This is a genomic window from Paenibacillus taichungensis (assembly GCF_003287275.1).
GTDB lineage: Bacteria > Bacillota > Bacilli > Paenibacillales > Paenibacillaceae > Paenibacillus > Paenibacillus taichungensis_A.
Genome location: NZ_QEVW01000015.1, coordinates 119,844 through 143,479, shown reverse-complemented (window position 1 = coordinate 143,479; position 23,636 = coordinate 119,844). Strand labels below are relative to the sequence as shown.

Here is a 23,636-nt window from a genome sequence, read left to right as displayed (position 1 = left end):
TAATCCTCTTCGGAACAGGTAACGTGATCTCCTGCTGCCAACGCGAAATCCAACCTGACATAGCCCGTGAATAGGGAGGATACAGTTGCATTCATATCAGTGCCATTATATTTTTTCAAAGATTTGCGGTGTTCTCCAGATGACTAGGTCGTTACCATGTCGCCGCCATTGACATGAATGCACTCACCGGTGACATAGGAGGAGTCGCGGGAAGCGAGATAGACGTAGGCAGCCGCAAGTTCATAAGGTTGGCCTGCCCGGCCCATCGGCGTCTCGGTTCCAAATACCTGGACATCTTCAGCGGAAAAGCTGGATGGAATGAGTGGGGTCCAGATGGGTCCCGGAGCCACGCAATTCACCCGGATTCCTTCGGATGCGAGTGATTTGGCGAGTACCCGTGTCAAAGAGACCACAGCCCCTTTGGTGGAGGAGTAATCAATCAGCTGCACGTTACCTTTATAGGCCGTAATGGAAGCTGTATTAATAATGGAAGCACCCTTACACATATGGGGGAGAGCCGCCTGAATAAGAAAGAAATAGGCAAAAACATTCGTCTGGAACGTATGGTACAGTTGTTCTTCCGTAATATCGACAATGCTTGGCTGTACGTACTGGACGCCATGATTGTTGACCAGGACGTCGATCTTTCCGAAGGTTTCCATGGTCGTACGGATGACAGCCTCGCAGTTTTTCTTCAACCGCAGATCAATCTCGATTAACAGACACCGTTGTCCCAGCTCTTCAATACGTTCACGTGTCCTTTCGGCGTCGGTCCGTTCATATAGATAAGCGATGGTGATATCTGCACCTTCCTTGGCAAAAGCAATAGCTGCAGCTCTGCCGATTCCACTGTCACCACCGGTAATAATCGCAACCTTGCCTTTCAGCTTGCAGCTGCCAATATAAGCAGGATCTTCGCTGATTGGTTCAGGTACCATTAGGGTTTCCAGACCTGGCTGCTGGTCCTGATGCTGGGGAGGGAAAGCCAGATTTTGTGGCTTGCACACCGTTTTCTCACCGTAAAAAGGATATACAGGATTCATTCGTTTTACTTCCTCCTCGCACACGTTAGTTCATACGCCTAATCTATGCATTCGCCCAGAAGAAGGTGCGGTAGGAGGAAGAAGGACATTTGTTTTTAACGCAAAATATACCATAATAAGGATGTAGCTATTGCAACAGTTTTATTAAATGTGGAGGTGTCAGGAGCCAAATGAATATTCAGGGGATTAATCATCTGTGCTTTTCCGTATCCAATCTGGAACGGTCCATTACTTTTTATGAGCAGGCTCTCGGTGCCCGCATTCAGGTAAAAGGCCGGAAGCTGGCGTATTTCGAACTTGCCGGACTATGGATTGCTTTGAATCAGGAAGACGTCATTCGCAACTACACGGAACGAACGTATACACATATTGCATTTACCGTAAAAGAAGAGGAATTCGACGAGTCTGTACAGCAGCTGCGAGCAGCAGGGGCTGACATTCTTCCCGGAAGACCTCGTGACCCGAGGGATGCGTTATCCGTATATTTTACCGATCCCGATGGTCATTTGTTCGAACTGCATACAGGCAACATGAAGCAGAGGCTGGATTTTTATCGTGAAGAGAAGACGCATATGACCTTTTATCCATAAGATGATGTGCAAATGGAGGTAAATGGTAATTAACGTGTTTAATGTCACTGCAATTATCCGTAAAATAAGTCTCAGGATCGCAGAGGATATAGGGTATATCTAATGCCAAACGATACAGAAGGAGAGATGGGCGTGGAGAGCAAAGGATGCAAATTACGGGTAATTGCAAGTGGACTCTGCATGGCCACAGTCATGCTGGTTTCCGTTTTTACGGGGGGGATTACCAATTCGGGGGAACGCACAGGGCTTGCTGAAATTTCGGTTCAGCAGAATGACAAATTTCCACCTGTAACGCTGCTTGACTTGAATGATCCGGTTCCCCATAGATGAATGAGGGCCTCTTTCCAGAGACCCTGAATTTCATAAAACCTTTTCGGTTTGTTTTACAGTTGTTATAAGAAGATAGGGTTTGTCTTTACTTGATAAATGATTTGTAGTCGCTATATTCCATTTTACGATCCTGTTTGCTTAAGAGGAGTAATTGGTAGCTGATGTTCGCTTCACGCTCTGCATAAATTCGTTTTAGCAGATCGTGGCTCATTCGTAGAAAGTAATAACCTTCGTCCGGATTGTCTTTCTCGTGGAACACCACGCCGAGAAGACGATATAGTTTTGCCCGCAGTATCCCTTCATCTCGCTGATCCAGCAGTTGAAGAGCTTCTTTGATGGCAGCCTCTGCCTGCAGCGGTTCACGTTCCTCCAGATAGATTTTACTGATTTCCTCCAATATGGAAGCCTTTTTGTCGGGCAGTTTGCGTTTGTCGTATATTTCGGCGCATTCAGCCAGCAAAGGAAGGGCTTCTTTTTTTTGCCCCATATGAAGCTGAATGACGGCAAGGTTGTGGAGGGCCAGAACATAGGATTCACTCTTTGCTCGTTTATATGAATCTGCTGAGGTTTTGGTCCAATCTTGGCTTAATGACAAGTGGCCTTCCTGTTCGGAAATGTAGTAGGCTTTGCCCAGACCAAGCGTGATCTCACCATAAAGTTCATGCTGTCCTGTCATCCGGGCGTCTTTTTCTGCTTTATGATAGAAATCCAGGCCTTGATCGACATTCCCCAAGCGCAAATGAGTGGTTCCAAGATACATTAATGCACGAATATGATCATCCTGCAGGTACTTAAGCCTGCTACTGTAGGTATACGCCTGTTCATAATATTTCCGCGCAGCATGGAATAGCTCTGCATGAAAAGCCGATCGTCCCATTTCCAGATAATATTGAACAATGCGCTCCCGATCTCCGGTGCGGGTTATCGTAAAGGCGGCGGCTTCTCCCTTATCCATCGCTTCCCGATGTTCTCCCATTCGGTTATGGCTGCGCATGATCAGGAGGTAGGCTTCTGTCTGGTCTAGTGTATCCTTGGTCAATGTGAGCACATTATGAGCCATGCGAATGCAAGCGTGGTCGTTGTTTTCCTCAAAATATGATTTTGCTTTATCCAGCACAGCCTCACCAATATCCGTATCTGTCTCTGTATTTCCTTCCAAAAAATACTCCATAGGTGTATTCAATCGTCTCGCAATGATCTTCAACATACGTTGGGAAGGAACGGCTCTGCCCTTTTCGATAAGACTGATATAAGAGCGTGTCATATCCTCTCCCGCCAGTTGCTTTTGCGAAAGTCCAAGCTGCTCCCGGATTTCCCGGATTTTGGGTCCGACCATGTTCATTCACCGTCCCTTAAATATAGTTGGATTTTACTAGAATTGTGGATTGTATGTTGAGTCTATGGAGTAGGCAAAAACAAGGGGGAAGGCATGTAAGGGGCATTTACCTCCATTTACAGTTTAATTCCAATTTGGGAGATTATAGAATGATAGTATCCAAGATGAAAGGAGGAGAAATGAATGGTCCTTAAAGCGACTCCGATTACACTGGAACAACTGAAACGCAAAGAAATCGAAGCAGCACAATTGGAAGCAAACGTATTGGGTGAGACTCGTGAAGTCAGTGCCCGTGCGGTATCTGCCCGTGCAGTAGAAGCCCGTGCAGTAGAAGCTCGTGCAGTAGAAGCCCGTGCAGTAGAAGCTCGTGCAGTAGAAGCTCGTGCAGTAGCGGCTCGTGCAGTAGAAGCTCGCGCAGCAGCGGCTCGTGCAGCAGCAGCTCGCGCAGCAGCAGCCCGTGCCTGATCTTACTTACTTATCGCATTACGTTAGATTCATAGATGGGAGCTTCCACGGAAGCTCTCTCCCTATATTCAGAGAGATTCGCACGTTGGTGATAACGAGGTGTCTTGAGCCGATGCATATTAGACAAATATGGTCCTATATTCCAGAACATATCGTACCCATCCGGGAACTGAACGATGCTCTGGGACTCAACACTGCCCAGACGAAAGTACTGGAAAAAATTCATGGTTTGAAACAGGTTCGGCAAGACAGGGACGGGGATCTGGCGGCCCTGCTCGGGCATGTGCTTACCCAGGTGGTTACCCATCAGGAGGTAGCTCCTGCTTCGATTAAGTATATCATTTATTGCCACACAATTCAGGAAAATTTCCCCTTTCCTATGAAAGTTTTGCAAGGCCTGAAACGGGCGTACGGATTGCAGCATGCCATTGCGTTTTCACTTACGCAGCAGAACTGTGCATCGGGTTTGGTTGCTCTAAATGTTGCCGAGACTTTGCTGCCTTCATTGGAAGCGGATGATCATATTTTAATTTTGACAGGGGAGAAAACGTTCAGCCCCGTTGTGCAACTGATTCCTAACACAACCGTGATGGGAGAGGCAGCCGCGGCTGTCCTGGTTGGCAATAACGGAGATGGAAGCCGTCTGGTTGGACTTACAAATATTACACTTGGTCAGTACTGCAATGTGCTGACGGGGAATCCCCGATTACAAAGGGAATTCCAGGAGATATACACGCCCCGGTTATGTGATGCCATTCTTGAAGCTGTGGAGCAGGCGGGTCTTGCATTGCAGGATATTCGATATATCGTACCGCACAATGTAAATCTATCCTCCTGGAAAAAAGTAGCCGCCCGATTATCGTATCCCCTTGAACGTATATATACATCGAATGTGCAGGAGATTGGTCATTGCTTCTGTTCCGATCCGTATATCAACCTTCAAGCCGTTCTGGAGCAGGAGCTTCTGCAACCGGATGATTATTATCTTCTTGTTACGGTTGGTCTTGGGGTTACCTTCAGCGTAGCGGTAATGCAATATGCAGGAATTGGAGGCGATGGTCGTGACGACAGTTTTGACCGATTTTTCGAGCAAGTTGAAGTGGGCGTTAACGGGTCGGCATAATGTTACTTTTGTTTATCTGAACAATTTTGAGGTTGAAGAGTATTGGAGTGAGCAGGGGGTTCTTAAGTTGCCCTCAATAAGTATCGGCTCGGCTGCAGACGTCGTAAACCGGATGGAAGAGTTGGGACTGTTCCTGGCCGGAGAGAACGATATCATTTTACTTAAAAGTCAGCCGGATCAAGCCTTCATGGCAGAGGCGCATTCCCTGGGCTTTGGTCAGTCGCGGTGCATTGCTGCGGAATACAATGAGCCCGCACTCAATATCACGGCTAATCTCCTCAATTGTCCTGACACGCTGGGCAAGCTGCGGGAGCTGTCCGAGGATTCCGAAACACGTGCTTATCTGGTCCCCTTCGGCACATCGGAGTACGAAGAAGAACTCTCCCGCCTTACCGGGATTCCTCTTGCTGTTCCCTCCGTGGAAGTGTTTCGCAAGGTGAATGACAAGGGTTATTCGCGCCGCCTTAATACAGAGCTGGGCATTCGTCAGATTCCAGGTGCAGAATGTACGTCCCTGGAAGAGCTTGCAGTTGGTTTCGAACGCCTGAAGCCTGTGCTCGAGCAGGGTGGACGCCTTGTGCTGAAGGATTCCATGGGTGTATCGGGCAAAGGCATCACTGTAATTTCTGATGAAAGCCGGTTTTACAAATGTATGAGCATGCTGGAAAAGCAGGCGAGCAAAAAGGACATTCGCCGGATCAATTACGTGCTGGAGCAATGGATTGACAAAATCTGTGACCTGAATTACCAGATCCTCATCGATCGGTCCGGTGGAGTCGAATTCCTCGGCGTAAAGGAATCGCTGGTAGAACAGGGCGTACATCAGGGACATCTCATGCCATCTCGTCTGGATGACATTCAACTTGGCATTATTCGGGAGGCAGCCTTGCAAATCGGTGCAGCCTTGCATCGGGATGGATATTATGGCATTGCCGGCATGGACGCGATTCTGGATGAGGATGGCACGGTTTGGCCCAACCTTGAAATCAATGCAAGGTTTAACATGTCTACATATCAGACGAACATTCAGGAGCGCTGGCTCCTGGACGGCATGTTTGGTCTCGCCAAAAAATACACACTTCGTCTCAAGCATTGGCTGGATTACGGAGAGCTGCGCTCCAGACTGGGGGGGCTGATGTTCACACCAGAGAATGGCGAAGGGCTTTTGATCAACAACTTTGCCACGGTCAATGCGGCATTCAAAAGTGAGGGCAGCCTTTTTTCCGGACGTCTGTATGGCGTCATTATTGCGCCCTCTCCTGAACGGCTGCGAGCCATCGACGAATCGGTAGAAGCCGTATTAACTTCCATAAATGAGGTGATGTGAATGTCCGAAGAATATCAGATTCAGCAGCTGTCCATCTCGGATATAGCCGAGAAATTCGGAACACCCCTGTATGTTTATGACGGGGAAGTACTGCGAGAGGTGTATCAGGAACTAAGGGGTTCGCTTACTCCCTACGTGGAGCTGTTTTATTCATTAAAGGCTAATCCGAATGTTTCGATTGTACACATGCTGCAAGAAATGGGTGCGCAGGCAGAGGTGTGTTCCATGACGGAGTTGCACACGGCTCTAAAGGCAGGAGTCGCTCCGGAAAGTATTATTTTTCTTGGACCCGGAAAGAGCGATCAAGAGATTGCCGCCTGTATACGTTATGGCATCTATGCAATTGTGTGCGAATCATTCCAAGAGCTTGAGCGTATTGAGATGATTGCCGCCAGCGAAGGGAGAATTGTATCGGTTGCGCTGAGAGTAAATCCTTCCTTTTCCGTAAAAGGATCAAGGCTGACTATGGGCGGCAAACCGCGCCAGTTTGGCATGGATGAAGAGAGTGTGTTTCAGGGGAAGAAGCAGTTCGAGAGCTGCTCTCATGTGGAAATTATGGGACTTCACGTGTACATGGGAACCCGCATGCTGGAAGTAGAGCCGATTGCCGAGAATACCCGGCATATTCTCGATCTGGCTGAGCGCATTGAACAAGAGCTTGATATTACCCTGCGAATGGTGGATGTCGGTGGAGGGTTAGGTGTGCCATATCATGAGGGTGAGCAGTCCCTGTCCATTGCATCCCTGACAGAACAGCTGAATCCGCAGTTCGAAGCTTTTCGCCTTGGGCACCCGAACACCCGATTGTTCATGGAACTTGGGCGTTATCTGGTAGGCACCTGCGGCATGTTGGTCAGTCGGGCTATGTACGTCAAGCAATCGTACGGAGAGAACTTTGTCGTGACTGACGGAGGAACGAACTGTCACATGGCAGCGGTAGGCACGGGATCGTACGTGAAGCGCAACTTTCCGATTGCATCCCTGACGCGTTATGGAGAAGCCCCTGTAGCCGAGTACAATATCACGGGTCCATTGTGTACACCCAACGATGTTGTGGGCAAACGCGTGCAGCTTCCCCCAGTCATACAAGGAGATTTGATTGGCGTGTTCCACTCCGGAGCTTATGGACCAACAGCTTCTCCAACGCATTTTCTAAGTCACGGAAGTCCTGCTGAAGTTCTAATTGTTGGTGGAGAAGCCCATCTGATTCGGGATAGGGATACTCCGGAGGATCTGCTGGGCAAACAGCGTTTGATACAAGTGTCTCATACCGCAATAACCAATTGATAAGGAGAGATGATGAACATGACAACTGCATTGCTGCTTGAAGAGATTAAGGGTGCTATTGCTGAAGTGTTGAATACGGAAGCCAGGCAGGATATCCAACTGAGCACTTCTTTATTTGACGAACTCTATCTGGATTCGACGTCGGTACTGGAACTGCTCATGACCCTCGAAGACCGGATTGAGGGTCTGGAGATCGACCCGGACGAGCTGGAGCCGGATGTTTTCGATACGGTAGGCTCTCTGGCTGCTTATATTGAGAAGCAGCTGATCGCGGCTTGATGGCTTCGCCTGTTGCCATTCGTGAGATGGGGGTCAAGCTTTTCTTGGACAGCCATCCTCCATTCGAACATCCTGATCTATTGCGCTTGCACCGGGATATGTTTGCCAGTACTCCGGTAAAGTATGATGTTCATCTTTTGCAGGAGCGTAACAACAATGCCTATCACGATATGAGCGTGGAGCTATTGGAAGCGACAGGGCTTGATCAGGTTATGCAGGATGTGGATGTGTTGCTGCTTGCGTACAATTTCCCTAATATTCGCCCCGATATTTCGATCGTGAATTATTTGATGGATCGTTATCAAGCGTGCTTCATCAGCTTTGCGGTAAATGATCTTGGTTTTGGTGCTCCCTTTGCAGCACTCCATATGCTTCAGCATTATTTGAACCGGGAGGGATTCAGTAAGGGTATGCTGCTGATCATGGATCAAACGGCTCTCCCCTATGAAACGATGGAATTGAATGAGTCGCCTGGACCGGATACAGCTGCAGTCATTTTACTCGAACGGATGACAGGCAAGGGGCCTTGCCTGCTGGGCGTGGAGATGCGATATGCCGACCAGTCCATATCCGATACAGCTGCTCTGGTATTGGATCACTTGTGCAAGGAGGCTTCCATTTACCAGAATCAGATTACCTTGCTCATCCACCCTGATCTGGAGCAGGAATGTACGGGCACTTCATGGTACGAGGCGATTGAATGGAGGGGGTGTTACGATCCATCACGCTGGAGTGCGGCTCCGTTCTTCGCATTGCAGGAGCTTCTGGAAGAGAAGGATAGGAGCGAGTACATATGCCTTATGCATCTGGAGCAAACCGATTCATTTATTCATGCGTTGTTAATCCAGACTGGCGATGCAAGGGTGGACAGTCAGTAACAAGGAGGAGGGAGCACAGTGGCGTTCGGTATTGTGGATATTGGCGTCTACCTGCCTGAACAAATCCAGCAACCGGAGGAAGTTCTGGCTGCCTTGGAACTGGGAACGGGGGAACTTCAGTTTTTGCGTAAATGCCATCACTTGGAAGGTATACCTGTTACGGATCCCGGTCAGATGCTGGATGACACGATTGCGCAGGCTGTGGAACGTCTTCAGACCAGGCAATCTCTCGCCGGAATAGACCTTGTTCTTTATGTCCATTCCTTTCAGGTGCAGACACCCGGCGACTACAGGCTTGTGCAGCGTGTCTTACGACGCTTCGGAATGGAACAAGTACCTTTCTATGGCATATCCCAAATGAACTGTGCTTCGTCGATAGCGGCTCTTCAATGGCTTGAACGCCTATCACAAACACAGCCTCACATTCAGAAGGTGCTGCTTGTTTGCGCCGATCAATTCAATTTTCTTCCTTCTGAATGGCGCTATCTACGCAAGTCGGCAATCCTGGGTGATTCCGCTGTGGCTGTCCTGCTAAGCAGGGATAGTCGTCAGCACGTCGTTCAGGCGACGCATATTTTTCGAGATACCCGATTCCATACGGGCTATCATGCCACTGCTGATGAGATCACGGCCTTTAATCGATTGTATGTGGATTATATCATTCAAGGCATGGAAGAGCTGCTGTCCAAGGAAGGCTTGACTCTTCAGGATGTGGATCATATCTTTCCCCATAATGTCAACTGGACGACCTGGAGGGAATTCTCGCGAAGAACGGGGTTTGAGCAGGAACGAATCTATCTGGATAACATTCAGCGCATCGGTCATACCTTCTCCACGGATCCGTTTATTAATTTGAGCTCGGGACTGGAACAGGACTGGGTTTGCACGAAAGGACGCTCCGTCATGGTCAGCATCGGGCTGGGCAGCTTTTTTGGTTTTGCATTGGTGAGGCATGGAGAATAAGAAGAATGAGGGAACAGGAGGAGTGGCAATGCACGTCATCGAATTTCAGGGTGCGGGGGCGAGATCCGTGGGCCTGCAGGCGGCAGGTGATCCTGTTGCTTCAATTTCGAAATTGTTGGAAGATGCAACCGTGCGATGGAATAACCGTCCCGTGCTTTTGGCTGCGGGGGAATACATGCTGGCGACAACGGGTCTGATTGAACAAGAGCCTGTAGTTTGGCATGGAACTGCAAGAGGGCTGTATGGTTGGGACCAGTTACATGCTGTGCTTGTGCAGGATCGGATGCTTGAGCCTTCTGGCATTGAGCTATACCGTGTACGGTTCAATTCAGCTGAGGCGCTCCAGGAGCATGGCAATGACGAGGGAATAACTTGGGACGATGTTTTGAGAACAGGGTTACTCCAATTCCGAGCCGAATTGTGCAGGGCTGGATTGGAACAGATGCGCAGGCATCTGTCAGGTCGCATATCCGGAGGGCAGTCCACCCTTCAACATCAACTGGTGAAAGGAATGGTCGCGGATGTTTTGACAACGCTTTACATGACGGAAACGTTGCCTCAGAACCAATACCTGTCAGTTAAGCCAGACCTTCCGTTATGCCAGGTCCACACGTGGATTCATCGGGAAATGGATGAAGCTTTCAGACAAATTCAGCGTTTGGGTGGAGGTTTCGGATTTCTGAGACAGGGTGTATCTTCCTATATCTATACAGGCCAACTGGTGAAAAACATGCTGTTATCAGGCGAGGGGGATTATTGATGATCACACCGTCAACCATTGCAGTCTTTGAGCATGTCATGAAAGAGTTCGCTGCCGAGCTGCGCGAAATCGGTCTTGTAATCGATCGTGAGCCTGAACGAATTCATGAATTTTTGCATATGCCTTCCATGCAGGCCATCAATCATATGATGATTCCACCGGAGTATGGTGGTCAACCGATCGTAACCATAGGCAATGAACGATATTACGGACTCTCCTCCTTGGAGAGGGTGATCACGATTGAGAAGTTGGCAGCAGGAGATGCTGGAGCTTTTCTTGGCGGCCCGGGTCCATCAATGTCCAGCATCGTCATGATGGATCTTGCCGATGAGGAGCAAAAGGAACGTTTTTATAGCCATTTTATGAAGGGCGCGTCATGGGCCTTTTTTGCCATGTCGGAGCCGGAGAAGGGCTCCGATGCCACGGATATTGGTACACGTATCACACGTCAGCCTGGCGGGGGGATCGAGCTGAACGGTCATAAAATCTATATTGGGAATGGAAGCCGTGCACGTGTCGGCCTAGTGTTTGCCCAGACCAACCGGACACCTCTCGGCATTCAGATCGCGCTTGTCGATCCCTCAATGAAAGGCTTTACGGCGACCCCACTGGATACGATGGGACTCTGCGCGCTCCAGATCAGTCATTTGAAGTTTGAAGGTTTCCCGCTGGAAGAGAAGGATATTATCGGCCGTCATCTTAGTCCTACCAAGCGGGGGTTATGGGGGGCACTGCGTACATTTCATCGCATGCGCCCAAGCGTAGCAGCATTGGCGCTCGGTGTTGCACAGGCTGCGTATGATTACGTACTGGAGCACAGATCCATTTTCAAAGAGCGGGAGAAGATGGAGCTGGAGAGAATGGAGATGCGGCTGCATTCGCTTCGTAGCATGATTCGTAATGCTGCAGCAGAGATTGATCATGATGCCCAAAAAGGGTACCTTGCTTCCCTTAGTAAAATTCGCGCGGCTGCGCTGGCTGAGGAAGCGACGGAATTGGCATTGGACATGATGGGTCCTGGCTCCATGATGGAACATCCCTTGTTGAACAAATGGTATCGCGATGCCAGAGCCTTCGAGTTTATGGAAGGTACAACGTCCATTCAGAAAATCAATGTGTTCCAAGCCTATGCCAACGGGAAGATGCAGCATGCCTGAACCATTTCACAATGCTGCCCTCGATCCTATTTACGTGGATCATATCTGCTGGTTAACCGCGGAGGATCATCTGTATACCCTCGACTGGCCAACACCGGATGATTATTTTTATGTATCCCCACACATATATATGGAAGATCATTATTATGGTCGTGTGGGAACGCTGACCCGTTCGCTCATGGCAGATGGGAAACGTCTGACTGCTGGTGATCTTGCGCTCATGGTGATGGAACGGTTATCTAATGAGGCGCACTGGGACTGGCTGATTTTCGCACAGACTTGCCCTGAACGTCATGCTCTGAATGCACCACTTGCCCGTATGCTTGAAATGGCTGCATGGCACGTTGATTATCCGCTTGGGTTATCACATATGGGTGCGCTGGCCGGTACGGAAGCCATCCAGGCGGCTCAGTGGAGCCTACGCCAGAGGGAGCGTGCTGCCATTGTATTGGTGGAACAGCGGGTATTCCATGACGATGGTCAGGCCGGATATGGACTGAAAACCAAGGAGCGTGGCGATACGGCCGATATGGCAGTTGCCCTTCAGGCGTGCACCAATCAAGGCGCATTGCAAGTACGCTATGTCGGCAAAAGGATCGTACAGTCGGACGAAGCCGACTCTTTTGCCTCCCAGGTACAGGATATTATCCGTGAACTGATGGATGGTTGCACAGCGGATCATATGATCCTTCAGTCAAGGCTGGGACTTCACATAAGCGACAATTCCATTTTGCATATAGGTCCTGACAAGACCGTATGCGTACCATATGCGGATTATCAGAGCGGGGATGTGTGGATTCAACTAGCAGAAAAACTGCAGCGAGGAATTATCAGGCCGAAAGAACGGGTAGTGATGATTTCGTGGGATGGGGACCGCATGATATCCGCTTGCTGTGTACACGTGATCCATCTGCCATTGCTAAGCAGTCTTGCGATGAATCAGGAAATCAAGACAACATGAATTGTGGAGGTGAGTCACCATGCAAGGGATCAATTATACGGTCGGTTCGATCCAGCGATTGCTGTTGCGAACAGCTGTCCCGATGCTGCTTGCTTCATTGGTCAATGTAATTACGCAACTGGCTAACGTATTTTTCATGGGACATACGAGCCAGAGCGTTCTATATGTCCTCTCGCTGTACATCCCGGTCTCCTTCGTTATGATTGCGATCATTGAAGCGATGCAGCTCTCGGTTCAGGTGGCGGTGGCTCGCAGTCGTGCCGGGGGTTCACGGGTGTTTACACAGTTATTTGTCCATATGATGGGAAGTGCAGCGCTGCTTGCTATCCTAACAGGCGGCATTGTAATGCTGCTGACTCCCGCGCTGACATGGTTTTATGCCGTACCTGCCGATATTGCTCCCATGTTTACGCTGTACGTTGGAGGCATGATGATCGCCGGTGTTCCGGCTGTTCTGGCAGCAGTAAGTGGTGCGGCGCTTCGGGGTCTGGGCCGGGCGCAAGCCGCTTCGTGGAACTCGGTGGGCATGGCTGTGCTGAACATTTCTCTTGTGTATGTTTTTGTATCAATGTTCGGGCTGGATCTGAAGGGGATCGTGTATGCCAACATGATCTCATCGACATTATCTTTGCTCATCTCCCTGATTATTCTTTTCGTTCGCAAAGAATTCCTTATGGAACACTTTGCTTTTGCAAAGAAACATTTTGTTGCCCTCAGACATGTAGGAATTCCCGTTTTCATCTCATACTGCATGATTTTTCTGAGCACCTTTTTCTTTAACAAAATCGTCAGCCACTTTGGTGAAGGTACCGTTGCCGGTTTTGGCGTCGGTTATCGAATTCAGACGATGGCGATTCTACCGGGCATTGTGATTGGTTCTGCTATCGGCATCATGATCAATCACAACTTGCAGTCGCCTCATCGACCAAGGGCCTACGCAAGTTATCGACAAGGTCTGCTGCAATCTTTCGCTCTCTACGCAATTATTGCTATTGTAATCTGGGTCTGGAGAGAACCGCTTACTGCATTCCTGATTGAAGACGCGGCATCTCGTGCGGAAGCCGCACGTTATCTCTCTGTAGTTGCTCTTTCCTATATTGGCATGGGCCCCATGATGACCACGCTGCTTACGATGGAACAGAGCGGGCGCGGGTATCAGGCCTTGTTCCTTAATGCAGTATACTTCCTGTTAATTATTTTATTGGGATGGGGAATGACTCGCCTGTTTAATCAGGTTATCTATTTCTATGGCGTTATTGCTGGTATGAACGTCATAGGCATTTCTTTCTTCCTGCCTTTCATGAGGAGGTTAAGGCGGGATTATGTAGAGCCGTCCGCATACGAGTCAGGAATAACAGAGGAAGAATCCACTCTTACCAATCAGGGATATTCCACACAGATTTGACTCTAACTAAGTACAGGAGGATCTTGCATGAAACATTCCGAGCCTGCTTATCTCGTGCGTCGTATCGGAGATACATGGATCGCTGCGGATGAAACGTTCGGTCAGTTCTATGAACTTGAGCCTGAGCACACGCTGGAGCCGCGTTTCCCTCCGGATTTGCCGGGAGTTGAACCCCCGGAGGTTCCCTTTTTTTTGTATGAGCCACTTAAAGAACAGGCACCCAAGCTCTGTATCTTGGGCATTCCCTATTCCGGTGGAACAAGCCTGAAGAATTCCTCTGTATCCGGATTTGTGCAAGTGTTGCGTGAGGAATCGTATAAAAAAGTGTTGTATCCGTCATTAAAAGAAACAGGGAATTCGGGATTATATGATATTGGCAATGGAACGCGGTTGCTTGAAGACGTGGTTATGCAGGATTGGGGTTCTTGCCTCATGGACGAAGCGGATAATCATGCAGAACTGCCCTATTCAAGAGGAATTACATCTGCTCTGGAGCATGCCAGAGAACATCAGGCATTGCTCTGTTGCTTGGGTGGCGATCATTCAATTACACAGGGCGTGCTTCAACAGATGCCAAAGGCCAAAGGGAGTCGCAGGATGCTGGTTCAGTTCGATGCCCATCATGATTGCGGCATAGATGCCATTCATCAGGAGCACCCCAGTCACTCCAATTTCGTAAGGCATCTGTTGGAAGATGGGACTGTTGAGGCTGTTGTGCAGATCGGCCTGCGCGGTCTTCGCTCAGCGGATCAAATGTACAAGCATCCGGGCTTGAGACAAATATCAGCGGAGCAAATGACACCAGAGAAGGTGGGCACCGTTCTGAATGAGGTTCGGGAGAGGTACGATATCGATTCGGCTTATCTGACTTTTGATCTGGATTGTCTTGATCCTGGGAGCTTTCCTTATGTTGATTTTCCCATTGGCGGAGGACCGACCTGGCAGAACATTCGGAACTGCGTTATTGCAGCGCTGGATGCCCCGCTTCCTTATCTCGGTATGGATATGGTTGAAGGGCAGGGTGTGTCATCAGACCGAAACATTCCTGGACAATACGAGCTGGCGCTTCGCATGCTGGCTTATATGCTGGACGGCATGGACCGGAATCGTCGCCAGTTTGCTTCGACTATCAACAGGGATGCACTTAGGGAAAGTATACTGTCGGGAACTGGAGCATTTCTGAAAAAGGGCACAAAGGAGACGCGATGATGAAGGATTTCCGATCATTATATACGTTTCACCGGGAACTGGTACAGGATCAGCTCTCCAAGGAAAGAACAGCCGGCATTCAACTCGGCTACTTTTATGCGTTGATGAATATTGTTAAGGAGCTTGCACCTCTTCAGCCGGCAATGTCTCCTGAGTCGATCTGGATGGATTATCTGGCATTTTTGCGTACGATTGATGAACACAAAAAAAGCCCGTTTTCCTTTATGGAGTGGGATGAGGTTGAGGGACGCGAGCATCTAAGGGCCACGCTTAAGGAAGGCGGAGCTTTGCTGACCTGGCACTACGGTTTTGTCAGACACAATATGATTACAATTGGACAAGAGATTCGAGCGGGACATGTTAATGCCAAACTCCCCTTTTATCTGGTGGCTGAGCAAGGGACTGTGAAGCAGGAGCAGAAGCTGGAGGCCTGGAATTCCATCCGGCAATATGCAGGAGCAGAATTGCTTAATGCAGAGGACGAAATGATTGGCATCCGATTATATTCCCATTTGCGGAAGGGAGGTTCATTTAATCTTTTTGTGGATGGACAGACCGGATTCAATACGGATAACCGTGCAGTAGAACTTCCTTTTCTTAGTTCACGGATTCGGACGAGGAGCGGTATATTTCGCATTTTAGCGAGGGCTCGCAAGCCTGTATGTCCCTATTTCATGACGTTGACTGAGGATTTTCGTTCGAAAATTGTTTTTCTGCCTCCTTTCACATTGGAAGAGGACATTCAGGTATCGGCAGAACGTGTATATGAGCCGTTTCGTGCTCAGCTGTGGAGGCAGCCTGCACTCTGGAGATTTTGGGACCGACACCATCAGCAGGTTATTCACTGGAAAGAGGACGAGATTCCCATTCGCTTGGATGAAGGCGAGAATCGGTTGGACTGGTTCTCCAGGCCACTGGATGGATTCGGTCAGCTTGGACTGAACACCGAGAGTGGCATGATTTACAATTTGGGTTAACCGCCTTATAAGGGGGGAGCAGGATGAGGTCATTTATTACGGAGCAGCGCAATCAGCTGTCGGTTCACGTGATGTCAACACGCCAATATGCAAGTCGGTACATCCAGCTCAGTATCGTTAACGAGCAAGAGAGAATTCCGGCAGCAGTGTTTATGGTCATTGTTCGTTTACTGCTCAACCAATTTCAGAATCCGTTGGACGAGGCACACCCGTGGCGGCATCTATGGACCCTTTATGCGGACGAGCCTGGGTACAATTTCGAGTACAAGGGGGACGCCCAGCTTGCATCCATTCGTTTGCGTACTCCTGGGGAAGTACTGCCCCTACCAGAGGAGCGAACGAAGGAAGCGCTGGAGTTACTTGAGGAGCTAATGCTGTGGCCGGTGTCCAGTGATGATTTTGATTTTGATGAGGTGCAGGTACAGGAAGAGATCAAATGGGCAGAGAATCACGCTGGTTACGATGTCTCTGAATGGGACAAGGTGGTGCGGGGGCGCTGTCTGGAATGGCTGGGATATGCTGAACGAGGCAGAGCATCCGAGCTTGAGAAGATAGGGCATTGTGTGCAAGAGGGTGAACTGCTGAAATGGTATAGAGAGGTGCTCCGTTGTCCAATCCATATTCATGTTATCGGCGATTTCGAACCTGATCCCATGATAGCACTTGTCCTGTCTGCTTTTCGGACATTAACTGAAGCAGCGGGGGGAATGGATGACAAACGGACTGCAATCGTGACACGGAACTATCAGTCTGCTGTGCGGCGGGAAGAAGGCGAGCTGATGATGGAGCTGATGGATGTTCAGCAATGCAAAATTAATGTGGCCTTTGCGACCGGAGTGGATTACGGGGCCTCCAACTATCCTGCCTTGTTCCTTTTTCATTCGCTGTTTGGCGCCACGCCTGCCTCGAGACTCCAGTATGGACTTCGCGAACAAAAGCAATGGGTATACCAGATCTACAGCACGCTGGACGATTATCGTGGAACGCTTCATGTGACAACGGGGACAAGCAGCGGATATGCAGCAGAGGTTCTTGAAGCGATAGATGAGGAATGGTTGAAATTATGCAATGGAGATATCCGGGACCAAGAGCTTCACAGAGCCATTCAGAATGTCATGCATTATGTGCAGGTGGGTTACGATCTGCCTGAGCAGGTAATAACCCTCCATATCGATCGGCTGCTCAATCGGGTCCAGATGACCACCCCGCAATTTCTGGACGCTATAAGGGCCGTGACCTCCGAACAAGTGGCAGAAGTAGCTTCCGGATTGAAAAAAGCAGTGACTTGGATTTTGTATCCCGATAGCGAATATTCAGCATAGCTGTAGGAGGAGAATCATGAATTTTGCTGTGAATGTCGCGCCCATCCAGCGGCGCTTGTCCAATGGTCTCAACGTCAGCATCTTCCCTGAGCCTGATTTCCAACATACCTTTGTATCTTGGTCCGTATCTTATGGATCGATCCAAGATACCGCACTGCCCGGGAGGGCACATTTTCTTGAACACATGATGTTCTACAATCCGGATGAGCAACCTGTAAAGTCGCTATTTCATGCTCTTGGGGCTTCAACGTCCGCATTGACACGTTATGATGTAACAACATATCAGATAGCCTGCACAGGCCAGGTTAAGCAAAGTATGGAGCTATTTATGAGGATGCTGGCGACGCCGTGTTTTACCCCGATACATATTGAAAAGGAACGAGCGGCCATCCATCAGGAGCTGTCCATGTATGAAGATCAGCCGTCCTGGCGAGCTTTGCAGCAGCTGACTCGCATGATGTATGGGAATACTCACCCCATAACATCGGATGTTGCTGGTACACCGGACAGTCTGTGTCTAATGACGCCGGATGATCTGAATATTGCTTACAACCATTATTACTCCACGGGAAACATGGCGGTGTCTGTGGCAGGTCCAGTGGAACCGGAGGCCGTTATCGAAATATTGAAACAATATCCGGTGAGCGAGCACGGGTCAGCTTCTCTACCTGGTGCTGCTTCGTTGGATGGGAGGGGTAAGGAGTCCAGTGAACGTTATCTGGAACTTGAATGCGGGCTGCCCCTGTCTCTTGTGAGATTTGGATTCCGGGCTGAGAGTGGGATGGAATTAAAGGATCAGATCGCCTGTATGCTCGGGATCGAAGCACTTCTGGGTGAAACGTCCGATTTTCATGCGGAATGCGTCCAATTGGGTCTGCTCGGTAAAGGAACGACCTGGGATCATTACTACCGCCAGGAATTTGCGTTCTCGAATACTTGCGGTTATTCAACAGACCCGGGTTCATTGTATACCCGTATTGAGGAGCAGTGTGATCGTATTCAGGACAGTGTCATATCCCTGAACAATCTGGAGGTTGCACGATTGACATGGCTAAGTCGGTATTATACAGATATGGATTCGCTTAAACAGCGATGCATGAATGTTTCGGAGCATAAAGTGATAGGACTGGACTATATGCAGATCGGTACGTATGTATCTGAATTGACAGAGGAAGAGATTATAAGGGGTTTGAGAAAAGTGGTAACACTTGCTCATTTGCGAATGGTTGTTTTACGCTAACCGTAAAGTGGGCAGATGATAATTCAAGATAAATTAGATGATTTTTGGTGTTACAGAGGACAACATTTTCGTCTCACGTAGGAGTATGAAGGTGCAGGAGGGACAGACTGATGCTGGATGGCGGAAAAACGGAGATCCATCTCTGGAAGCAAGCTCTTCCCATAAGCGAGGATCAGATGCAGTCAGCTGCAACTATCGCTCAAGCTACACTTACTCCAGAGGAACAGCAGCGGATGTCCAGAATCGGGAAGTCCTCCTTGCTTGAGGCTCATGGCTGGATGACTTCAAGGCTTTTCCTGCGAATGGTACTGGCTCACTACATGCAGCTGCAAGCACGAGATATTCAATTCAATTATGGTAGCTCTGGAAAGCCATATGTACAGGGCGGGCCCCGGTTCAGTCTATCGCATACGAAAGGTCTGTGTGTTCTGGCAGTTACGTCCAGTAGTGTCGAGCTTGGCATAGACATTGAATGGATGCGGCCTTTGCTGCGGCAGCAAGCCATCATCAACCGATTTTTGACCGTGAAAGAGCAGGATTATATTCTGAATGGCGTGTGGAAAGGGCATGAGCGTTCCCGTCTGTTGTGGGAGATACTTACACGCAAGGAAGCCTGGATCAAAGCCTCTGGTCAAGCTCTGTGCGGACAATGGAGAACGTTAAATACGGTGGATGAACATTCTGCTCAGATGAATCTGGTTGAACGCGAGGGACGGTCTTATATGATTCGGGAGCTGGATGTGGGTAGGGGGTATATTGGTGCGTTATGTTTGGAAGGGAAAGCACATGCCTCCATCCGATGGATGTCATGTATTTGAATTTAAATAGGAAATAGCTTACATATCTATTGTGCAAACAATGGATGTACATATAATATGGACAAATACACCCTTAATTTACCACTGTTTGATACTTCGTCATACTCAAGGAGGTTTGTCATGATTCAGTTTCCCAAACCGGATGTGGAACAATATTTCCAGACGTATCGTATTTCCCATTTTGCCGTATCAGCCGACGAGAAACGTTTGTTTTTTGACAGCAATCTGAATGGCCAGCCGAATATCTGGGCGATGGATCTGCCGGGTGGCTACCCGTATCCTTTGACGTATTTGAATCAGAGCAGCCAGTTTATCAAACCGGACCCGGAAGGACGTCATATTCTCACGGCGTTTGATCGGGATGGCGATGAGAATTATCATCTGTATGCCCTGCAACCGGAGGGTGGGGTGCCGTTTCCTGTTGTCCCCGCAGAGCCCGATGATCGTTGTTATTTCTCCCATCTGTCCGAGGATGGACAGCGTCTTTATTATATGACAAGCAGGGATAACCCGAGCTATCTCAATTCACGCCGAATTAACCTGGAAACGGGAGAGGATGAGCTTCTGCATCAGGGGGAAGAGGTAACAAGCAATCTGGCTGCTGTGAGCCCGGATGAACAAGCCTACGTAATCCTGAATGTATATTCCAATACCTACCAGACAGCATACGTGTACCGGAACGGTGAGTCAGAATCCATTATTCCGGTCTCCGAGCGGCAGAGTCAGGTCTCATATGTTCTGTTTGCAGACCATAATCGGCTGCTGATGATCACCAATGATAACGAGCCGTACACCTATGTGGCTGAATACCGGCTGGATACTCATGAATTTCGTCCGCTGTGCAAAGTGGAGGGAGAAGACGTGGATATCATCCGCTGGCACAAGGATTCCGAGACGTTATACTTCTGGACGTTTACAGGTCCCGAGAATCGGATGTATGCATTGGACAAAGGTGCGGAGCACCCTCGGCGTATGGACATGCCTCTGGATACGGTAGATCATGTAACGGTTACCAAGGCTGGCAACGTGTATATTTTGGGACGTGGAGCCGTACAGCCGGCTAACATTTATCGTCTGATGGCAGGGAGTAAGTCCTGGGAGCCGTTGACTGCCAATCGGGTCACAGGACTTGATCCGAGTAATCTCGTTTACCCTGATGTTATTCAATATAGCTCCTATGACGGACTGGAGATCGAAGCGCTTTTGTTCAAAGCAAAACCGGAACAGGCTAATGGTTACACGGTATTTTGGCCGCATGGCGGGCCACAGGCATCAGAAGCGAAATTCTTCCGTCCGATGTTCCAAATGATGCTGGCTCAGGGCTATCATATTTTTGCTCCTAATTTTCGGGGAAGCACTGGCTATGGCGCCGAATTTGGTAAAATGGTCGAAAGAGATTGGGGCGAGGGCCCGCGGTTGGATTGTGTTGCCGGTATTAACTGGCTGTTTGACGAGGGCATCTCCTCACCGGATCGCCTGTTCGTGGTGGGGGGCAGCTACGGCGGATATATGACCTTGCTGCTGGCAGGACGTCATCCGGAATTATTCCGCGCTGCGGTTGATATTTTTGGACCAAGTAACCTGTGCACCTTCCTGGAATCCGTGCCGGAAGACTGGAAACCGATGATGGACAACTGGCTGGGTGATCCGGTCCGTGACCGTGAACGTTTAACGAAGGATTCGCCAATTACGTATCTGGACCAGATGGTCAATCCGATGCTGGTCATTCAAGGGGCCAATGATCCAAGGGTCGTGAAGGCGGAATCCGATCAGATCGTTGCCGCGTTACAGGGGAAAGGAGTAGACGTAGAATACATCGTTCTGGATGATGAGGGCCATGGCTTCTCCAGAAAAACGAATGAGATTCTTGTTTATCGGCGGATGCTGGAATTTTTACAGAAACATCAGGAAGTCCCAGTTGCACAACCGTAATGTATATGAGTGTGTCATCGACGTAAATATATGATGGTTTGGAAAAACCGCCAGGAGAGCGTGTGTCGCATCTTTCTGGCGGTTTTTGATGCGCTAATCCAGCAAATTAATTACCGAGTCCATGTACTGCTCCGCCCAATGTGCAAAAGGCATATCCGCTGCCCACGTCACTCGGCCCGTTGCTTTGCATTCACCCCATAACAAAATACGCTGATAGAGCAGATGCACCCGAAGACGTGTGGCAAAGTGCTGATATCGCTCCGTATCCGCTGCGCAGACAACCTCCCGGTAACCGTGAAGGAATCGTTTGGCAAGCTCGGGTTGGCCTTCGCGTACATACATGGCTGTCATTTTGGTTAAGTCAGCTGTGCCGTCTCCAAAATAAGCCGTTGTAAAATCAAACAGACCACTAATCTGCCAGTCTGAAGCAAGGCTGCTATTCTTTTGAATCACAAAGTTCTCGACCTTAAAATCCCCCATCACAAATCCGGGAACAGGCATGGATTGAAATGCAGATTCAGCGTTTTTTAATTGCTCGTCCACCCACTGTGTATCTTCGTCTGTTATCATGGAGTATTTTGCAGCATCCTGCAGCCAGTGATGGATTGTCCCGTACAGCCAGTCCAGATATTTACCCGCAAAGGGAACGATCTGTTTTGCTACAGGATCATATTCTCCCGCATCAGGAACCTTCCAACGGTGCAGTTCTGCTAAGGAGTGGGCAAGCATTGTAGCGATATTCCCTTGATCCTCCTGTGAAAGTGAAGCCTGTAATGAAGGATCATGCAGGTGCATTCCAGGTAATCGGGGCATAATGGCATAGCTCCAGCCCAATATGTCGGTATCTTCATGCAATAGATATGGATCAGGTACAGGAATGTTGGTGTGAGTTCTCAGCTGTTCTACAAAGAATTGCTCTTCCTGAAGTTGTCCCGCATATAATGGGTTGCCTTTCAGAATATATTCTCCCTCTGAAGAGCGAATAAGAAGTGTCTGACCCATCACACCCTCATCGGTTCGCTTATAATCTTTAAGCGTTCCCAGATTGAAATCATGAAGCGCCTTTTGCAAGGATACTCGCTCAATCTCACCAAGTTTATTGGAGCCAAAATAAATACGGGTTGTCATAAGCCCCTCCTGCGATCTCAGTCTTCATCCTCTTCGTCAGACAGATCAAACGTATCCGCATCAACCAATCCGCGGATAAAAGCTTCAAAATTAGGCGCTAGATATGTAATCTCATAATCGTCTTCCTGATCCACATGAACCACAGCAGGTTCGCCTTCGGGGCCACAGAATCGATAATCTAGCATCACCACATCATGTCCGGCAGATGGACAATCACAGATCACAACACCGAGATCAGGATATCCCCAATCTTCAATCATGAAACGACTTCCAAATTCTCCGCCCAGTGTATTGGATTTGTCCCGTGCAATGCCCATAATCCCCGTAATGGCGATATGGTCTTCGGCCCATGAAGTGGCTGTTTTGGTTGGAAAAACGGTGTGTGCAGGGATTCCGCCGTTCTGTGTGTTCATTAACTGGATGTAGGAGGCAGGTAGTTTGTAGCCTAGCTCCTGTTCAATGGTTTGGATCATCTCCTCGTCAAAAGGTGAAGATACATAGCTTTCCAACGCATATTCACTCTGTTCCCAGAATGAAACTGGATCGTAGGACTCGGAAGCGGCTCTAAGGTTGTTCAGCCTGCCGTTGTGCTCCAATTCCAACAATATCTCTTGATGGCGCTGTCGATCCTGTTGCATTTTTTCAGCTTTGGGCCGTGTCCATTCGAGAAATTCAGTCGTTGATTCGTCATGGGGTAAGAGCTCGTTTGCCATCTCAAAAGCTTTGAGTGCCTGCTCATACATGGCCATATGATAATAAGCGTAACCCAACCGGTACTGCCAGAGAGGGTCACTTGCGCCCTGTTCATGGACGGATAGTAACTGTTGGACAGCCTCACGGTAACGTCCTTCATTGTTATATGCTCTGGAAAGTTGTCCAATTAGCTCATAATCCCACTCCAGTACAGGGATTTGTTGAATACGTTCAATAATGAGACCGAACTGGTCCTGTTCATGCCACTTGTTTAGTTGTTCCAGTAGTTCTCTTTCCATCACTATGCCTCATTTCAATAGGGAAATGTGAACCTGTTTCCATTATATCTTACAAGCTCGCAGGATGGATGGGTACAGTATCCTATCCAGTCGTACAGAAATAGAAAAAACACT

General features: G+C 48.9%; 23 protein-coding genes. 19 read left to right on the top strand and 4 right to left on the bottom strand.

Annotation, left to right across the window (positions count from 1 at the left end; genetic code table 11):
* Nucleotides 1–143: 143 nt before the first annotated feature.
* Entirely contained in the window at nt 144–1,043 is a 900-nt protein-coding gene (locus tag DC345_RS22980) for a glucose 1-dehydrogenase (protein ID WP_113055114.1), read from the bottom strand.
* 170 nt (nt 1,044–1,213) lie between these two features.
* On the opposite strand from DC345_RS22980, the gene fosB reads away from it, so the two are divergent.
* Both fosB and DC345_RS22970 read left to right on the top strand, forming a co-directional pair.
* Nucleotides 1,214–1,633 (top strand): metallothiol transferase FosB, encoded by a 420-nt coding sequence (gene fosB, locus DC345_RS22975; protein ID WP_113055113.1) that lies wholly within the window; start codon nt 1,214–1,216, stop codon nt 1,631–1,633.
* A gap of 102 nt (nt 1,634–1,735) precedes the next feature.
* Entirely contained in the window at nt 1,736–1,963 is a 228-nt protein-coding gene (locus DC345_RS22970; protein ID WP_113055111.1) for a hypothetical protein, read from the top strand.
* An 85-nt stretch (nt 1,964–2,048) separates the two neighbouring features.
* Here the strand turns inward: DC345_RS22970 and DC345_RS22965 are convergent, their stop codons facing one another.
* Nucleotides 2,049–3,299, bottom strand: coding sequence for a helix-turn-helix domain-containing protein (locus DC345_RS22965; protein ID WP_181586701.1), 1,251 nt, complete (start codon nt 3,297–3,299; stop codon nt 2,049–2,051).
* A 183-nt stretch (nt 3,300–3,482) separates the two neighbouring features.
* On the opposite strand from DC345_RS22965, the gene DC345_RS31830 reads away from it, so the two are divergent.
* The 17 genes from DC345_RS31830 (at nt 3,483) to DC345_RS22880 (ending at nt 21,402) form a co-directional block, all read left to right on the top strand.
* Nucleotides 3,483–3,764 carry a hypothetical protein gene (locus DC345_RS31830; protein WP_181586700.1) on the top strand — a complete coding sequence of 94 codons (282 nt, stop codon included), beginning with the start codon at nt 3,483–3,485 and terminating at the stop codon, nt 3,762–3,764.
* A 112-nt stretch (nt 3,765–3,876) separates the two neighbouring features.
* On the top strand, nt 3,877–4,887 hold the full coding sequence (locus tag DC345_RS22955; protein ID WP_113055107.1) for a 3-oxoacyl-[acyl-carrier-protein] synthase III C-terminal domain-containing protein: 1,011 nt from the start codon (nt 3,877–3,879) through the stop codon (nt 4,885–4,887).
* The gene (locus tag DC345_RS22950) at nt 4,826–6,214 is read left to right on the top strand and encodes a preATP grasp domain-containing protein (RefSeq protein ID WP_181586699.1); all 1,389 of its coding nucleotides are present in this window, start codon (nt 4,826–4,828) and stop codon (nt 6,212–6,214) included. Before DC345_RS22955 ends, DC345_RS22950 begins: the two co-directional genes overlap by 62 nt.
* Complete coding sequence (lysA, locus tag DC345_RS22945; RefSeq protein ID WP_113055104.1) at nt 6,215–7,501, top strand: diaminopimelate decarboxylase; 1,287 nt, start codon at nt 6,215–6,217, stop codon at nt 7,499–7,501.
* Nucleotides 7,502–7,519: 18 nt separating this feature from the next.
* Nucleotides 7,520–7,780, top strand: coding sequence for an acyl carrier protein (locus DC345_RS22940; RefSeq protein WP_068964052.1), 261 nt, complete (start codon nt 7,520–7,522; stop codon nt 7,778–7,780).
* Complete coding sequence (locus tag DC345_RS22935; RefSeq protein WP_113055102.1) at nt 7,780–8,658, top strand: hypothetical protein; 879 nt, start codon at nt 7,780–7,782, stop codon at nt 8,656–8,658. Before DC345_RS22940 ends, DC345_RS22935 begins: the two co-directional genes overlap by 1 nt.
* 18 nt (nt 8,659–8,676) lie before the next feature.
* On the top strand, nt 8,677–9,621 hold the full coding sequence (locus DC345_RS22930; RefSeq protein WP_113055101.1) for a 3-oxoacyl-[acyl-carrier-protein] synthase III C-terminal domain-containing protein: 945 nt from the start codon (nt 8,677–8,679) through the stop codon (nt 9,619–9,621).
* A 28-nt stretch (nt 9,622–9,649) separates the two neighbouring features.
* A complete protein-coding gene (locus DC345_RS22925; protein WP_113055099.1) occupies nt 9,650–10,381 on the top strand; it encodes a hypothetical protein in 732 nt (243 codons plus the stop codon).
* Nucleotides 10,381–11,538: an acyl-CoA dehydrogenase family protein gene (locus DC345_RS22920; protein ID WP_113055098.1), complete on the top strand. Its 1,158-nt coding sequence runs from the start codon at nt 10,381–10,383 to the stop codon at nt 11,536–11,538. The genes DC345_RS22925 and DC345_RS22920 overlap by 1 nt, the downstream gene beginning before the upstream one ends.
* Entirely contained in the window at nt 11,531–12,499 is a 969-nt protein-coding gene (locus DC345_RS22915; protein ID WP_113055097.1) for a hypothetical protein, read from the top strand. Before DC345_RS22920 ends, DC345_RS22915 begins: the two co-directional genes overlap by 8 nt.
* A gap of 19 nt (nt 12,500–12,518) precedes the next feature.
* Nucleotides 12,519–13,904, top strand: coding sequence for an MATE family efflux transporter (locus DC345_RS22910; protein WP_113055096.1), 1,386 nt, complete (start codon nt 12,519–12,521; stop codon nt 13,902–13,904).
* 27 nt (nt 13,905–13,931) lie between these two features.
* Entirely contained in the window at nt 13,932–15,113 is a 1,182-nt protein-coding gene (locus DC345_RS22905) for an arginase family protein (RefSeq protein WP_113055095.1), read from the top strand.
* Nucleotides 15,113–16,090 (top strand): LpxL/LpxP family acyltransferase, encoded by a 978-nt coding sequence (locus DC345_RS22900; RefSeq protein WP_181586698.1) that lies wholly within the window; start codon nt 15,113–15,115, stop codon nt 16,088–16,090. The genes DC345_RS22905 and DC345_RS22900 overlap by 1 nt, the downstream gene beginning before the upstream one ends.
* Nucleotides 16,091–16,113: 23 nt before the next feature.
* On the top strand, nt 16,114–17,412 hold the full coding sequence (locus tag DC345_RS22895; RefSeq protein ID WP_113055093.1) for a M16 family metallopeptidase: 1,299 nt from the start codon (nt 16,114–16,116) through the stop codon (nt 17,410–17,412).
* A 16-nt stretch (nt 17,413–17,428) separates the two neighbouring features.
* Nucleotides 17,429–18,652 carry a M16 family metallopeptidase gene (locus tag DC345_RS22890; protein ID WP_113055092.1) on the top strand — a complete coding sequence of 408 codons (1,224 nt, stop codon included), beginning with the start codon at nt 17,429–17,431 and terminating at the stop codon, nt 18,650–18,652.
* 110 nt (nt 18,653–18,762) lie between these two features.
* Entirely contained in the window at nt 18,763–19,470 is a 708-nt protein-coding gene (locus DC345_RS22885; RefSeq protein ID WP_113055091.1) for a 4'-phosphopantetheinyl transferase family protein, read from the top strand.
* A gap of 120 nt (nt 19,471–19,590) precedes the next feature.
* Entirely contained in the window at nt 19,591–21,402 is a 1,812-nt protein-coding gene (locus DC345_RS22880) for a S9 family peptidase (protein ID WP_113055090.1), read from the top strand.
* Nucleotides 21,403–21,495: 93 nt separating this feature from the next.
* On the opposite strand, the gene DC345_RS22875 is transcribed toward DC345_RS22880, so the two are convergent.
* On the bottom strand, nt 21,496–22,530 hold the full coding sequence (locus DC345_RS22875; protein WP_113055089.1) for a phosphotransferase family protein: 1,035 nt from the start codon (nt 22,528–22,530) through the stop codon (nt 21,496–21,498).
* Between the two features lie 17 nt (nt 22,531–22,547).
* On the bottom strand, nt 22,548–23,522 hold the full coding sequence (locus DC345_RS22870; protein WP_113055088.1) for an SMI1/KNR4 family protein: 975 nt from the start codon (nt 23,520–23,522) through the stop codon (nt 22,548–22,550).
* Between the last annotated feature and the right edge of the window lie 114 nt (nt 23,523–23,636).